The organism is Candidatus Limimorpha sp. (genome assembly GCF_056203535.1).
Window position 1 is genome coordinate 1 of record NZ_JBADWU010000045.1, and the last position, 15,537, is coordinate 15,537.

The following is a 15,537-nucleotide window of genomic DNA, read 5'->3' on the forward strand; positions in this document are numbered from 1 at the left end:
ATGTTAAAACGTTAAATGGATGGTCTTCCGACTTCCGTGAAGCCATCGACTTTTCGGCTTACATCTATCACATTAGGTCAAAAAATGTATTATTCTCCCAAAAATAGTAGTTTTGCCATGCTGGTCGCGCGGACACATGGCACCTGCCGCCGACATGAAATGGGATTCTGTGGCCATGGATGAGTGTTTCTATTTCACCAATTGCTGCCCACAGGATGCCACATTCAACGATGGCAAATGACATAGCTTAGAGAAGAAGACCCGCGCCATTGCCAGGCAATATGGCCGCGTGTATGTCGTCACTGGGCCGATTATCGGTAAGAACGTAAACGGCACGATTGGCGAAAATAGGGTAGTGGTGCCCGATGCATTCTTCAAGGCTTGGTTGGTGCCGGTCAATGGGACGTATTCGGCCATCGGTTTTGTGTTGTATAATTCGCCTGAAGATCAGGATATTTCGGCCTCGGCCTGCACCATTGACGAACTTGAACTGCTGACGGGTTTCGATTTCTATCACAATCTGGACGACAAGACCGAGAAACGTGTTGAAGCCAGCATTGATTGGAAATATTGGAAAGGCGTTGGGATAGTTCCTTGATAGGAGAACATGCCATTTTTTCTTGCCAGATTTTGTTGGAAACAAAAACAATGGAAATAATATACTTTTTGACCCATAGCGGTTCATCTTATTAGCGTCCGTCAGGCAAGGACTTGCATCAGCAAGGCCACATTCGCCCGATTCGCGGTTCTTTCTCAACGTCCGGCAGGAAAGAACACTGCAATCCAATTTGTAACCACGATTGTCTTTTTCCAACCGCGAATCTCACTAATCCTCACGAATAAAACCCAGCTTTGCTGACAAAACCCCTTCGTGTAAATTCGTGCAATTCGTGGTTCATCTTATCAGCGTCCGTCAGGCAAGGACTTGTATCAGCAAGGCCACATTCGCCTGATTCGCCCGATTCGCGGTTCTTTCCTTGCGTCCGGTAGGCAAGGACACAGCAATCCGATTTGTAACCACGATTGTCTTTTTTCAACCACGAATCTCACTAATCCTCACGAATAAAAACCAGCTTTGCTGACAAAACCCCTTCGTGTAGATTCGTGAAATTCGTGGTTCTCCTTATCTGCGTCCGGAAGGTATTTGTTTTTCGGGCTCCGCGCCTCCGATGCTCTGCAGGGTAAGAATCGAGCGGTTGCGAGATTCAAAGACGGATAGAGAAAGATTTTGCGGGTTTTGTATGTTTTGGTTATAAAAAGGTCAAATTGTATATTGTTGCCTAAAAATAAGAGACGTAGCACGCTACGTCTCTACAGGTTAAACTACAAATTTGTCACAGTTTTGCAATGACTTTCAGCATCTGTTCGCCCAAGCCGATGGTGTAGCCTTGCGAAACGAAAACCACTTCATTGTTTGAGTTGGCGATGATGAATATTGGCAGCGTGGCATTGCTTAAATGCAGGTTGCTGATGATTTCATCTTGCATCTGTCGGTCGTTGATACCGTAGGTGATGTTGGATGGCAATTCGTTGAAGTTCTTTAGCTTGAATTTGCCGGAGTCTTCCTTGTTGTTGAATATGAAGAGCATTTGTAGACCGCAGTCTTCGAATTCCTTTTTGAAAGCCGAAATGTCTTGCATGGCGTGTGTGGTCGGCTCGCTGCCTTGGTCGAGGATGCCGAGGACATAGAAATTGCGGCCTGCGACTTGCAGCACGCTTTGGTTTTCATTGCTTTCGGCATTGTCGAAACGGTTTTCCGCATTGAAGTTGCCGATGATGCTCACGCCTTGGTCTGGCTCGCGCAAAATAAGGTTGATGTCGGTGGTTTCGCCTTCCTTGATAGTGAAAAATTCGCTGTGTTGCAGCACACTGCCATCGCTGAGGCGGGTGCCCGAAGTCAGGATGTAGAAACCGGCATCCAATGGTGTCGGGTGGTCGAAGGATGATAAGGTCATGCCGTCGTCAATGCCTGGGTCTTTGGCATCGTAGGCGAGAAGGTCGAAACTGCTGCCGTTGAATTTCTTGATGCTGAAATGGGTGTAGTATTTCGGGTCTTGTATGCCGTTGCTGATGCTGTAGTTGATGTTGAGGAAACCTTTTGCGTTGTCGGCGGACTTGGCAGCTTCAAAATTCACATTGTGCCATTGCGTGTCGTAATATTGCACTTGTCCCGTCACTGGGTCGATTTGTGCGGCAATGTCCAAGCTGCGTGCCATGGCTACAAAGAAAATGTCGCGTGAATGGCTGTCGGCGGCTTTGGCTTTCAAAACGCCGGTCGGGAACATCGGAATCTGGCGCACATTCAGCTCGTTCTTGATGTTGATGTTTTGTTTCACCCAATTGACAAGATTGTCAGGATTTGCCTTAAACTCTTGCTTCTCGGTTTCATTGAAATATTGTGAAAGCGTTCCTCTGTAAGGCGTAATCATTTCGTTGCTGACGCGAGGATTTAGGATGTATTGAGCGAAATGCATTCTTCTTTCAGCAATAGCAGTGCATGGTTCATCTTTTGGCATTTCGGAAGAATTGTCCAAATGGTCGATGAGCACATCTAAATTGACATCGCGAAGGTCTTTGCCAGAAATGACAAGGAGCAGGGCAGTGGCTTTGTCTTGTTGTCCTTTTTCGATGGCATAGTTCATGAAATGGCTGATGGTCTGGTGGTTGCCCCATGAATTGTTGAGGATTTCCGCCATCAAGGAATCGAAATGTTCGGCTTCGTTGGCTTGCTGTGCTTGGCAATTAGCGATATAGGCGTTGCGAATGGAATCTTCGGCGGCAAAGCGTCTTGTGTTTTCGGCTCGCATCTCATCGCTGACTTCGGGAAGGATGCTCGTAGCTACTGGCGGAACTATATCAAATTCAAAGTTTTCCGTGCAATTCGTGTCGTGGTCAAGGGTGATGGTGATTTCATCGGTTTTGCCGAAACGAATCATTTGGAAGCCGAAAATTCCGTCTTTGGCTGCGTAAGCCATCATGTCGCCCAAACCGCCTGTTATCCAAGTCTGACCGTTTTCATCGGTGTTTTTCGTGACGACGGTACAAAATTCGGCATAGTTGTAAATCTTGAACTCAACCGGAATGTTCGGCACAATTTGACCATCCTTGTCTTTCACCGTGATAGTGGCTTTTGCGGTCTCGGCATAGTTGTCAACCACGTTGATTTCGGTGTGGTTTTCGGTGCGTTCAATCACTTCTTCCGGACCGTAATAGCGGCCAAAGACGCGGGTGTGGAGCAGCAAGGCACGCGAAGCAGGCTCGTTGAACCAACCCAAGTCGAGGACAGGCTCGGGTTCGCAAGCACCGAGGAAATGCCAGTTGCCATCGACCCAGGCTTCCACCCAGGCGTGGTTGTCGTCGCAATGCGCCCAGCGTGGCGTGTAGACTTGCCGTGCCGGAATGCAAACCGTGCGCAATGCCGCCACCAATAAAGTCGATTCTTCGCCGCAGCGTCCCCAAGAGGTCTTCACGGTTGCCATCGGCGAACTGGTGCGCACGTCGCTGCCTTTGTAGTTGGCTTTTTCGTGGCACCAATGGTTCACTTCGAGAATGGCGTCGTAGAGGCTCAAGTTTTGTACGCGGGCTTTCAATTCCTCGTAATAGGTGGCGCGGAAATCGTCGAGGTTTTCGTTGTTGGTGCGCACGGGCAGCACAAAATGGTTGAATTCGCGTTCAGGAATGTCGTTTCCCCAAGGCATTTCTTCCTTCGCCTTGAAAGAAAGGTCGACATTCTCTTTGTAATAGTCGCCGGAATAATCCGTAATGTCGCCAAGCGGCATGTAAGCGTAAAGAAATTGTAAGGCTTCGCGCTCCTTTTGACTTAGTTCGGTGTCGAAAATGCTGAACAGGTCGCCTTCGGGCAGTTGCTGCATCTTGGCTTTCAAATCGTTTTCAACGTCGTTGCGTTGCTGTGCATCGCTGATGAAATGTGTTTCCTTTTGCGTGCAGGAAGCGAAAATCAGCAGAATCGAAATAAAGAAAATGATTGTTTTTTTGTTCATAATATTTATGATAGGTTAATCTGTTGTAAATCTAATGTTTAAATAAACGCTATTCAGCTTTTCAAGATTATTAAGGTCGCGAATTTACATCTTTTCAAGATTATTGCAATGAAAATGTTGGCTTTTTGGACGCAAATCTGTCATAAATCAGACATGAATCTATGCTGTTTGGGGAATTGCGGCAAGGCGTGAGTAGAATTAGAAAAGACGGTCCGAAGACCGTCTTTCCCTCTTACACGAAGCCCAACAATATGATGACATATTGTTTACTTTCTGTTCTTCTTGGCCAATGCGTAGGCTGCGCCCATGCCGATAAGCAGCAGGGCACCGCCGCCAAGTGGAGCATCCTGGTTTTCGTTTTGTCCGTGGATTGGAAGTAACGGAGTCCCAGAACCACCAAGTGTGTTCATGCTGGTTTCTGGGGTTTCGCCACGACCAAAGAGACCGCCGCCTTGTGGCTGGCCGTTGTCGCCGAAATACTGTGCTGAAGCACCGAATGTCATTCCGAGGACGATTGCGATTGTCAAAACTAATTTCTTCATTTTATTTCGTATTTATTTGTTCAACTTTAATTTATTTGGTTTCCGAGGCTGGGAGGTCTCGAGGTCTCGTGACCCCGAAGCCTCGCGTCTCGTATTCCATTTATTTAACAACAATCTTCTGTGTCATGCCGTTGAGGTTGATGATGTACAAACCAGCCTTCAGGTTCAGGGCCTTGTTGTAGCTGCCGCTGACGATTTCGGTGCTGACCACGCGGCCGAGCATATCGACGATCTGCATGGTGGCTTCGCCTTCGATGTGGTCGATGACGAGGTTGCCGTTGTTGATGTAAGCGTAGCTGTTGGCGTTGCTTCCGTTTTCTTCGACACCCGTCATGCTGAACACGAGCTTGAAGCGGTAAGCGTAGTCGCTTGTCGAAGCGTTGAAGGTGTAGCTTGGTGTGCTGAGCAGGTCGACATCGGCGCCGGTGAGGTTATCGATGAGGTGGATGTAGTGTGCATTCACGTTCTCGGTGTTGACGGTGATGGTGTAGCTGCCGTTCTTTTCGGCCTTGAAGCTGACCGGGATTTCGCCTTCGGCTTCGCTGCTGATGGCTGCAAATTCTTCGCCGTGCTTAGCCAAGCGGATGTTGGTGTGGTCAGGGTTGAGCATGAACTTGTGCAAGTCGTTGGCACCGTCGAAACGGACGATGGCGCGGTCGATGACATTGCCACGGTTCTGGCTGACGGTGAGGCTCAACAAGCTGGTTGGTGCTGGAACTGTCGTGCTGAGGGTGACGCTCAGGTCATCTTCGGCAGCTTCAACGAAGAAGCCTTCGCAAGGAGCGACGTAAGCGTTTTCGCTAAGAGTAAGTTCGGTGCCTTGAATCACATAGAATGACTTGCCGACGTAAGCGTTGCAAGCGTATGGGTTGCCGATGAGGTTGAAGCCTGGGAAGTCGATGCCATCACCAGCTCCAGCGTAGACAAGAACCACGTCGGTTGAACCAGCAGGAGTGAGTTCGCCGGCGAAACCGAGGGTGACAGTTTCGCTGTTAGCATAGAGGTAACCAGTTCCTCTTTCCACTTCGAAATTATCATCCTCTTTAGCGTTACGCCATTCAACTTCTTGAGCACCATCAAAGGTGTAGAGGTCAAAGTCATTGCTGGTAAGGTTGGTAACGGTTGTTTCATTGGTTGGGTTGGCGATGAGATAATAGTTGTCATTATCGCCAGTGTAGCCTGTGATGCTCTTTTGGAAGGTAGCCAAGACGGTTTCTTCACCAGTGTAGTAGAACTCTGCGCCATTGGCGAACACGAAGTTGGCAGTGTTTTCATTTCTGAAGAGACCGCCTTCATTCATTTCAAGTCTGCCGCTGACGGTGATTGGGCTGGCAACGATGATGTTCTTAACTGTAGCATCGGCAACTGTACCTCCAGTGAGGACTGATGTCATGTAGTAGGTGTTGGTGATGACAGATGCACTTTTCTTGTAGGCTTTGCAAGCTGAGTTTGCATTGTTTACAACTGTAATCCAATCTCCATAATCATATTTCCCGATGTACTGATAATTGTAAGTATTGTAAAACATTATACCTGAAGATTCAACCGCTGTCCATTCATCATAAGAACTATATCCCCAGCTTCCCCATTGGCCATAATAGCCCAAAAAGTTACCAGTATTATAAGATAATGTGGTTGTGCTGCTTATTTCACTTTCATAGTATTGCAGTTTCCAATTGCTTCCAGACGCTGCTAAAGTTAAAATATTTGCATTTGATGGTAAATTAGAGATTTCGTTATCCGCAATACTAACTTCATACATGTGATAATCTGTACTCCATAATCCACCCATAACATAATTATCGTACACTAATACGATTTCATCGCCAGCACTCAATTCTGTTGTGCTATTCACTTTCTTCCAAGTTTCGCCACCCTTAGCGGCAGGCACGCTTTCAGTGTAGCTGAGCACTGCATAAAGGTCATAGTTCTGTGTCGGTTGTTCCGCATTGCCTAAGACGGCTGGCTTTTCGGTGGTGTATGTGCCGATTTCAGCAACACCCCAGCCTTCGAATGACGTTCCTGCAGGAACGGCAACGTTTTGCGGACCGTCGTTGTTGACGAAACGGTCTTCCTGGCACTGCATGGTTCTGTCGAGTTGGTCATTCACATAATAATTAATGGTGTAGGATTGAAGTTGACGGAATGTAGCCGAAATAGTTACGTTGCTTGAAGGCATTGTGAAATAATAGAACCAATATTGTTGGGTCGGTTCGAAAGGATTACCTTCTTCCGGTGTAACTATAATGCTTTCGAGCGTGTAGCCTGTTTCAGGCTCTACTTCGAAATAAACAATAGCGCCAGCCAAAATGTCCTGGTATGGATTATCAAGGTAGATGGCACCGTTCACCACATCGCCGACAAAAACGCTGTAGCGCGGAAGTTCCTTGAATGTTGCGGTAACGGTGACATCGGAAGTCGGCATAGCGAACTGGTAAATGTTGCCATAGTTGTTGACTTCCACAGTTTCCTGGTTATCATTGCGTTTCACGACAAGTGAATTGACATCTTCAAAGTCGAAATAATAACCCTCGTAAGCATTGAAGTAAGAAAGGGTGACGGTTTCGCCAATTCCGACATGCGCGGTCTTGCTGACAGAGAATGAACCACTATACGTAGGTGTGATGACTTGCGAAACTGCGAAAGCTGTCTTATTGAAGGTAGCTGAAACGGTGACATTGCTTTCCGGCATAATGAATGAATACATCATATTCGTATAGGTGACGGTAGGACCTATCTCGCCGTCGGATCTTATAACGATGAATGAGTTTTCCACAAAGCTGTAGTCTTCATCAGGATTTGCGAAAAGGAAAACTTGTGTTCCGGCAGGATAGGCGGTGAGTGTGCCTTGGGTGCTCATCTGGGAGATGCTGCCGCCGACAAGTGCCATGTCGATGCTTATGTTGTAAACAGGTGAGAACACAGCCGAAACCGTGACATTGCTTTCCGGCATGATGAAGGTGCGGATGTTGGAGTTTTCAGGGTTGATAGTGACGTCTTGCTCATTTTCACCTTCGTCCAACACGTGAAGTTCTGTCAGGACGTAGCCTGTGGCAGGGCTGATGGTCAGTGTGACGGTGGTGCCGTCCAGAATGTCGCTGCTTGGGTTGGCGGTGATGTAGTCCTGAACGTCGGAGTCGATGGTTACGTCATAGCGTTCACGTTCGGTGAGGTCGACGCCAATTTCAACATTTCCTTCTGGCATTTCAAATGTGTTTCCTGGCAGTATTACACCGTCGAGTGTCCAGTAATTGAATGTGTAGCCTTCATCGAGATTGCTGTAACTGAGCGTGATTTCTGTTCCAGCAGGAGCCGCTGCGACAGGTTCACCGTTGTAGGTGGCCGAAACGCTGATGATGTCGTCATCAATTTCAGAATCGAAAGTAATGTCATACATATCAAGGGTGTTGTATGTGACAGACACGGTAACGTCGTGTTCAGGCATTTCGAAGGTGTTGCCCACAATCGGTTCTCCATCGACCCAGAATTGATCCAAGGTGTAGCCTAAATTGAAGTGAGTTGACAGAGTGACAGTGGTGCCAGCGGCAGCCTGTTCATAGTCTGCTGAGATTGTGCCGACTGCTGCATCCTCTGGCTGAGTGAGAGTGATGGCAAATTTTTCTGCACCATCTTCATAGGCAAAAGTGGTCTTTGGAAGGAATTGAATCGGACCAGTTGATTCGGAAAAATAAAAATACCGATAGTAAGCCGTGTTGGTTGATTGGTTAACACCATACCAATATGTATCAGTATAACTACCAGACTCTGTTTCATTGAATCCAATCAGCAGGTTGCCGCCATTATATTCGAAAGGTGTGGGGAAATTCACGGTTAATTTGCTGCCTGATATTGTCATTGTTTGCCCTTCAACAACATTTTCCAAGTCATCCCAATCATTAAGTCCCGAAAGCGTTGTGCCATCGACTTCACTTAAATAAACGCTCCAAGTTCCTGGAATATTCACATTCGCTTGTTGTGCATAAAATGTCATGCTCTTAATGATTCCGCCTTGCATGGATTCCAAATACTGCGCAGGAAAAATGAATTGTGATTTATAGTCACTATCAGCATAACCTCCGTAAATAGGTATCCTTGCATTCGTATTGTTTCCATCACATACGGTCAAAACCTTAGTTGCAGTTGGCATAAAGCTAACAACATCGCTCCATGCGCTTTCTTCTTCATCACTGCAATGAGCCTTAACTGCGCACTTGTATTCGGTTTCGGCGATGAGGCCAGAGAGCGTCACGCTTGTTGCGGTGAGGCCGCTTTGCAGTGTGTAGGTTGAAGAATTATTCAAATCGAAGGTAGAAGCAGCACCGCATGCGACATCGTAGCTTTCGGCAGAACCAGTCCAGCTTATGGTGGCACCTGTTGCGGTGATGTTGGAAACAGCCAAATCCTTTGGCTTCGGACAAGAACCGCTTTCAGTAATGTTTATGATTATGTTCGGACGTTCTGCAGTGTAACTATTACCAGCCGAAGGATTCATTGGATCAACATTAGTACCATCTGAGTATTGATAAATGCAAGTGTATTTAGGTGATGTTGATGTGTATTTAAAAGTAGCATATGAACTAGAATAATGCCCATAGTTGTTGTCGACAGCAATCATTAGGTTTTTGGAACTGTCATACTGGAAAGGCGTATCAAGTGTAAAGGTAACCCATCCTTGGCCAAAACTAACGGTACCTGTGTTGCAAACCAAATCTCCGTTGGTGACAGGTTCCCAATCGCTTTTATTTGAATAAGAATCGCGGTCAACACACTTCATGTAAATATTCAAATTTACTGTTGTAGAGCTGTTATTACTAACATTAAAGCTAATGGAATTGATTGTGCCGCTTGTTCCAATTTCACTTCCCAAATACAGCATTTGAGAGTATGAATAGTTGTAAAAGGCGTGGAATGGCGCATTAGAATTGGAATTCGTGCCTGTTCCAATCGGGATTTCTGTTTGTCCCCAGCTCTTAAAGCCGGCAAGCGCCAAGAGCGCCATGAGTAGAAATGTAAATTTCCGTGTCATTTTTTTTGTTTGATTTTAATTGTTTAACTTATTGATTTATTATTGTTTAAATTCGTGTTTGCCATACAAAAACCTGTGCCGAAACGGGCATAATGCGCCCAAAACGGCATAATTAACACGCAAATATAGAATTATTTAGGATAGGTTTGGAAAAAAAGTAAAAAAATTGGTAAAAAACATTTTAAACTGAACACGGATTGAACGGATTGGATTTTTTTGAACCGCAGATTACGCTGATTTTAGCTAACTACAATTTTTTCTCCCGCAGATAACGCTGATTCCCGCAGAGGTTTTTAGAACCACAGATTACACAGATTGCGCTGATTTTCAATAAACTACAGATTTTACAGATTACACAGAAATTATAAATTCGCCTTGCGCATAAATTGACAGATGGGCTGACGATAAATTGATAAAAGATACGCGCGATACGTGAAGTCAAGAAAAACCGCAGATAACGCTGATTCCCGCAGAGGATTTTCAACTACTTTAAACTGAACACGGATTGAACGGATTGGCACGGAAATGTTTTGCCCGCCAAATATCCGTCCGTAAGATCTGTGTTATCCGTGTTCTGAACATAACCGCACAAGCGGCTCCGGAAGATTCTGTAATTCCGATTAGGAAGTGGCGGACGGTAGGAAGCAAAGATTAGTGAAAGGATTTTTGTGAGATTTGTTTCCAAAAGACAAATAATTTCTACTTTTGCATTTCAAACAGCAAAAAACAGCAACGGTTATGGGACAGAAACTGCCAATCGGGATACAGAGCTTTGAGGACTTGAGGAACAAGGGATTCAAATATGTGGACAAGACTGCTATCGTTTACAAATTGGTTACCGAAGGCAAGTATTATTTCCTGTCGCGTCCGCGAAGATTCGGCAAAAGCCTGCTGCTGAACACCTTTGAGTCGTACTTCTTAGGCAAGCGCGAGCTTTTCAACGGCCTCGCCATTGCGGAACTGGAACACGACTGGACGGAATACCCTGTGCTGCACCTGGATTTGAACACCCAGAAATATGACTCGCCGGAAGCACTCAGCACACTCCTTGATGAAGAGGTTACAAAATGGGAACGCATCTACGGCAAGGATGAATCGGAATCCGCTATAGGACGCAGATTTCAAGGCATCATCCGCCGCGCCTACGAGAAGACAGGCCGTCAGGTGGTGATACTGGTCGACGAGTACGACAAGCCGATGCTTCAGGCCATCGGCAACACTGAGCTTCAGGAGGCCTACCGCGCCACGCTGAAAGGCTTTTACGGCGCCTTGAAGTCGATGGACGGCTGCATACGCTTTGCTTTTCTTACAGGTGTCACCAAGTTTGGCAAGGTGAGTGTCTTCAGCGACTTGAACAATCTGCGCGACATATCCATGCTGCCGCAATATTTCGACATCTGCGGCATCACCGAAACGGAACTTCGCGCAAATTTTGAAACGGAAGTGTCGGAACTTGCCGATGCACAGAAAATGACGGCCGAGGAAACCTACGCGGCATTGCGCGAAAACTACGACGGCTATCATTTCTGCGAGGAGGATTTGCCTGGAATCTATAACCCTTTCAGTCTACTCAATGCTTTTGCCAACCGGAGAATTGATTATTATTGGTTCGAGACGGGCACACCGACCTATCTCATGGAACTGCTCAAGCGGCATGATTATGTTCTGCCAGACTTAGAGCATGAGGAACCTGATGCCGATACGCTGAACAGCGTGGACATCGCCTCGACCAACCCGATTCCCGTCATCTACCAGAGCGGCTACCTGACCATCAAGGGCTATGACCCTGACTTTGAGCTGTACCGTCTTGGCTTTCCGAACCGTGAGGTCAAGCAGGGATTCCTGAAATACCTCATGCCCTACTATGCCAACACGGTGCAGGGCAAGTCGGGTTTCGAAATCAGCCGTTTCGTGCGCTCGCTGCGGGAGGGGGACATTGAGGGCTTCATGGAACGCATGCAGTCGGTTTTGAGTGCCTGTCCTTACGAGCTGGAGCCTCAGCAGGAACGCCATTTCCAGAGCGTGATGTTCATCCTCACCGCTTTGTGCGGTTACTACGTCGAGATTGAGGAACACACCAACAAGGGCCGCATGGACATGACCGTCAAGACGAAGGACTACATCTACATTTTTGAATTCAAGTTCAACAAGTCGGCGGAAGAGGCCTTGGCGCAGATTAATGAAAAGGGCTATGCTGAACCATTCATGAGCGACGGGCGCAGCATCGTGAAGGTGGGCGTGAACTTCAGCACGGCTTGTCGTAACATTGACAGGTGGGTTGTGGCGTGAGTTCTTGACGAACCGCAGATTACACAGATTACGCTGATTTTTAACAAACTGCAATTTATTTCTCCCGCAGATAACGCTGATTCCCGCAGAGGTTTTTTTGAACCGCAGATTACACGGATTACATTGAATTTCAATAAACTACAGATTTCCAGATTACACAGATAAATTTTTGAATGCGCCCTTCGACAAGTCCCTTCGACAAGCTCAGGGAGCGCAGGGAACAAAGCGCATCAATTTCACTGATTGGCTGGAACCAGAAAAGAAATTTACTTTAAATTTACTCTAAAATTTACTCCGAATTTAGTTCGGAGCTTGCTCCTCATGAATCAGTCGCCGCTAATGTAGAGCGGCTCTGATTTACTTTCTACCGCCTTGGCGGAACAGGCTTTTTTTGAGCCGCCTTAATTACTTTCTTTCACGTTCTGCCAGTTGGCATCGCGGTTTATGAAATCGATGCCAACGAATAAATATAGCTCTGAAACAAATACAAAGAGGCCGACCGAGAGCTGCACAATCGGCCTCGATGATAACCATTAAACTGAAACCTTAGTCTACATTGTCGTGCAGGAAGGAGTTTTCCGAACTCAAGCCGTTTTTTGAACTTGCATAGTGAGAAAGGTCGTTTCCGGCGTTGGTGCTGATGTCGATGTTGCGGCGCATGTAGGCGGGCTGGTTTTCCAGTTCTTCCAATCCTTTTGGTGTCCTGAAATTCATGCTTAAAGCTCTCATGCGTTGCTTTCTAAGCTCATCTTTGGGATCGACGGCCTTTTTCGACTCTTCTAAAGTGATGACATCCATTTTCACGGCATGTTTTGTCTCTAATTCCTCGTGTGTGATGACTCTCGAAGTGATTTCAAAGCCGTCGTTATCGTTGTCTTCTAAGAAAGGATTGTCGAAGTGTTTCACGGTTGATTTGCTTTCTTCGCCATTGAAAACCTTTGCAGGAGCTGGTGCGACTGGCTCGGTTGCAGGTTCCTTGACGGGCTGGAAAACAGGTTCGGCAGGAGTGAAATCGAAGCCTAAGTCTTCATTCAGGCTATGGACGATAGGCTTTTTCTCTTCCTGTGGCTTGATTTCCTCTTTCTTTTCGACGATTTCTGCCTTTGGCTCGACAACTTCTTGCTTGACAGGCTGTGTTTCGGCTGTTGCAATAGGTTGCTGCACCTTCGTTTCCTGCATTTGCGGCTTTTCGACTGTTTCTTGTTCTGGAATCACATTGCCGTTGAGGTCGTATCTTTTGCGTGTTGTCGGGCGTGAATCGCTATTGCTGCGCGAGGCCTGGCCGTAATAACTTGCAGAAGTGTTTTCACTTGCATCGTGATTGAAGCCTGTGGCAATCAATGTGACTACGAGGGCTTCGCCGATGCTTTCGTCGGTGCCGTTACCCCAAATCACGTCGCAGGTGTTGCCGCAGGCGTCGGTGGCTATGGCAAGGATTTCGTCCACTTCGTCGAGTGAGACTTCGTTGGTGCCCGATGTGATGTAAAGCAACACGTTCTTGGCGCCTTCAATGTCGGAATCGTTGAGCAGAGGAGAGTTGATGGCAGCCTTGATGGCTTTCTCGGCACGGCCTTCGCCTTCGGCTTTGCCTGAACCCATGATGGCTTTGCCGCTGTCGCGCATGACGGTCGTGACATCTTCAAAGTCGACGTTGACATAACCCGGCACGGTGATGATTTCGGCAATGCCTTTGGCGGCTGTGGTGAGCACGTCGTCGGCCTTGCGGAAAGCTTCGGAGAGCTTCATGTCGCCGTATTGGTCGCGCAACTTGTCGGTGCTTATGAGAATCAGGGTGTCGACGCACTTGCGCAGTTCCTCGATGCCGGCTTGGGCCTGCATTTTGCGGCGACGGCCTTCGCGTTCCATTGGCATGGTGACGATGCCGACGGTGAGAATGCCTTTTTCCTTGGCAAGTTTGGCTACTACAGGTGCAGCACCAGTGCCGGTGCCGCCGCCCATTCCTGCCGTGACGAAAAGCATCTTCGTGTTTTCGTCTAACAGTGCGTTGATTTCGTCTTTGCTGGTTTCAGCGGCTTGGCGGCCTATGTTCGGGTCGTTTCCGGCACCCAACTCGCGCTCGCCAAGGTGAACCCTATTCTGGACATTGCTTCTCATCAAAGCCTGGTGGTCGGTGTTGCAGAGTATGAAATCCACGCCTTGAATGCCTTCTTCCATCATGTGGTTGACCGCGTTGCCGCCTCCGCCACCCACACCGATGACCTTGATGTAGTTCGGTCTGTCCTGTGTTATTGGTCTAAACATTTCGTTCATGTTGTCCGTGTTTTGATCGTTTGTAAAAATTCTCTCGTAGTCTCGAACCGTTTATTTGATGTCGTCGGATGTGAATATTTTCCCGAATGTGTCAATGATTTTCGTGAAGTCGAACTTGGTGCCTTTTTTTGTTCCCTTGGTCTTCGTTTCGGGTTTAACAGGAGCAGCAACGGCAGTTTCCGTTTCCTCTGGGACGATGATTGACTTTTCGACCGGTGTCTTGCTTGCCTTTTCGTGTTCCAGCATTTCGCTCAATTCGGCACGGTTGATGCCTTCGATGACAAGGCCGATACCTGTTGAATACATCGGGCTGGCCAAATCCTTGTTCGTGTTTTCGGCAAGATGCTCGTTTGGATGGCCGATTCTGACCGGCATTCCGGTGCGGAATTCGGCGAGCATCTGAATGTGTTTCATCAAGGCGCCACCACCCGTGAGAACGATGCCGGCGATGAGTTTCTTGTCGGCATTGACCTTCTGGATTTCAACGTTGACGATTTCGAAAATCTCGTCCAAACGCGCTTGGATGATGTTGGCCAAGTTCTTGAAAGAGATTTCCTTGCCTTCTCTTCCGCGAATGCCGGGAATTGAAACCACTTCGTCTTCGCGGTTTTCGCTGGCCAAGGCTGAACCGAACTTCACTTTCACGTCTTCGGCATAATGACGGATGATGGAGCAGCCTGTGCAAATGTCGTCGGTGATGATGTTGCCGCCAAACGGAATGACAGCGGTATGGTAGATTTTCTTGTCCTTGAAAATGGCAATGTCGGTGGTGCCGCCGCCAATGTCGACGAGGGCGACGCCGGCTTCCATTTCGTCTTCTGCGAGAACGGCACGGGCCGATGCGATAGGCTCAAGAATCATGTTGTCCATTTCCAGGCCGGCGCTTTCGATGCACTTGATGATGTTCTTTGCAGCGGCTGTCTGACCGATGATGACGTGGAAATTGGCTTCAATCTTGCTGCCCAACATGCCTACCGGATTGTCGGCGATTTCGCCATCAACGTAAGTCTCCTGACGGTGAACGCCAATGATTTCCTCACCAGGTACCATGTTGATTTTATAAGTGTCCTGACGCATCTTTTCCAGCTCTTCGGCAGTGATTTCCGTTTCGCTGTTGTCGCGCATCAGTACGCCTCTGTGCTGCAGACTCTTGATGTGCTGCCCGGCAATGCCGACGTTCACGGTGTAGATGTTGACGCCCGACTGATCGGAGGCTTCTTTAACCGCTTTCTTGATGGCATCGACGGTTTCGAAGATGTTGGTTACAACGCCACGCTTCACACCTGTAGAAACGGACTTGCCGTAACCTAAGATTTCGATTTTGCCGTTTTCTGATTTTTTACCCACCATGCAGGCAACTTTGGTGGTGCCGATGTCTAAACCGACTATGATTTTACCTTCACTCATG

Annotated in this window: 7 protein-coding genes and 1 pseudogene; 2 read left to right on the top strand and 6 right to left on the bottom strand. The window is 47.6% G+C overall.

Translation table 11 applies throughout. The annotated features are described in order from the left end of the window. The first annotated feature begins 112 nt into the window (after positions 1-112). Positions 113-598: pseudogene (locus AC06MN_RS04895) on the top strand (DNA/RNA non-specific endonuclease). Positions 599-833: 235 nt separating this feature from the next. Here AC06MN_RS04895 and AC06MN_RS04900 read toward each other — a convergent pair. From AC06MN_RS04900 to AC06MN_RS04915, 4 genes are all read right to left on the bottom strand, one after another. Further along, complete coding sequence (locus AC06MN_RS04900; RefSeq protein ID WP_475671238.1) at positions 834-1,037, bottom strand: hypothetical protein; 204 nt, start codon at positions 1,035-1,037, stop codon at positions 834-836. 297 nt (positions 1,038-1,334) lie between these two features. After that, the gene (locus AC06MN_RS04905; RefSeq protein ID WP_475671239.1) at positions 1,335-4,001 is read right to left on the bottom strand and encodes a transglutaminase-like domain-containing protein; all 2,667 of its coding nucleotides are present in this window, start codon (positions 3,999-4,001) and stop codon (positions 1,335-1,337) included. A gap of 266 nt (positions 4,002-4,267) precedes the next feature. After that, positions 4,268-4,543: a hypothetical protein gene (locus AC06MN_RS04910; RefSeq protein WP_475671240.1), complete on the bottom strand. Its 276-nt coding sequence runs from the start codon at positions 4,541-4,543 to the stop codon at positions 4,268-4,270. A gap of 100 nt (positions 4,544-4,643) precedes the next feature. Then, complete coding sequence (locus AC06MN_RS04915; RefSeq protein ID WP_475671241.1) at positions 4,644-9,317, bottom strand: InlB B-repeat-containing protein; 4,674 nt, start codon at positions 9,315-9,317, stop codon at positions 4,644-4,646. Between the two features lie 990 nt (positions 9,318-10,307). Here AC06MN_RS04915 and AC06MN_RS04920 point away from each other — a divergent pair. Continuing rightward, the gene (locus AC06MN_RS04920) at positions 10,308-11,858 is read left to right on the top strand and encodes an ATP-binding protein (protein WP_475671242.1); all 1,551 of its coding nucleotides are present in this window, start codon (positions 10,308-10,310) and stop codon (positions 11,856-11,858) included. 546 nt (positions 11,859-12,404) lie between these two features. Here the strand turns inward: AC06MN_RS04920 and ftsZ are convergent. Further along, complete coding sequence (ftsZ, locus tag AC06MN_RS04925) at positions 12,405-14,129, bottom strand: cell division protein FtsZ (RefSeq protein ID WP_475671243.1); 1,725 nt, start codon at positions 14,127-14,129, stop codon at positions 12,405-12,407. Between the two features lie 51 nt (positions 14,130-14,180). Further along, the gene (gene ftsA / locus AC06MN_RS04930) at positions 14,181-15,536 is read right to left on the bottom strand and encodes a cell division protein FtsA (protein ID WP_475671244.1); all 1,356 of its coding nucleotides are present in this window, start codon (positions 15,534-15,536) and stop codon (positions 14,181-14,183) included. Between the last annotated feature and the right edge of the window lies 1 nt (position 15,537).

Coding starts and splice junctions, on each gene's coding strand:
- AC06MN_RS04905 (WP_475671239.1), bottom strand. CDS start 4,001: ATGAACAAAAAAACAATCATTTTCTTTATTTCGATTCTGCTGATTTTC.
- AC06MN_RS04915 (WP_475671241.1), bottom strand. CDS start 9,317: ATGAAGTGTGTTGACCGCGATTCTTATTCAAATAAAAGCGATTGGGAA.
- ftsZ (WP_475671243.1), bottom strand. CDS start 14,129: ATGAACGAAATGTTTAGACCAATAACACAGGACAGACCGAACTACATC.
- AC06MN_RS04920 (WP_475671242.1), top strand. CDS start 10,308: ATGGGACAGAAACTGCCAATCGGGATACAGAGCTTTGAGGACTTGAGG.
- AC06MN_RS04910 (WP_475671240.1), bottom strand. CDS start 4,543: ATGAAGAAATTAGTTTTGACAATCGCAATCGTCCTCGGAATGACATTC.
- ftsA (WP_475671244.1), bottom strand. CDS start 15,536: ATGAGTGAAGGTAAAATCATAGTCGGTTTAGACATCGGCACCACCAAA.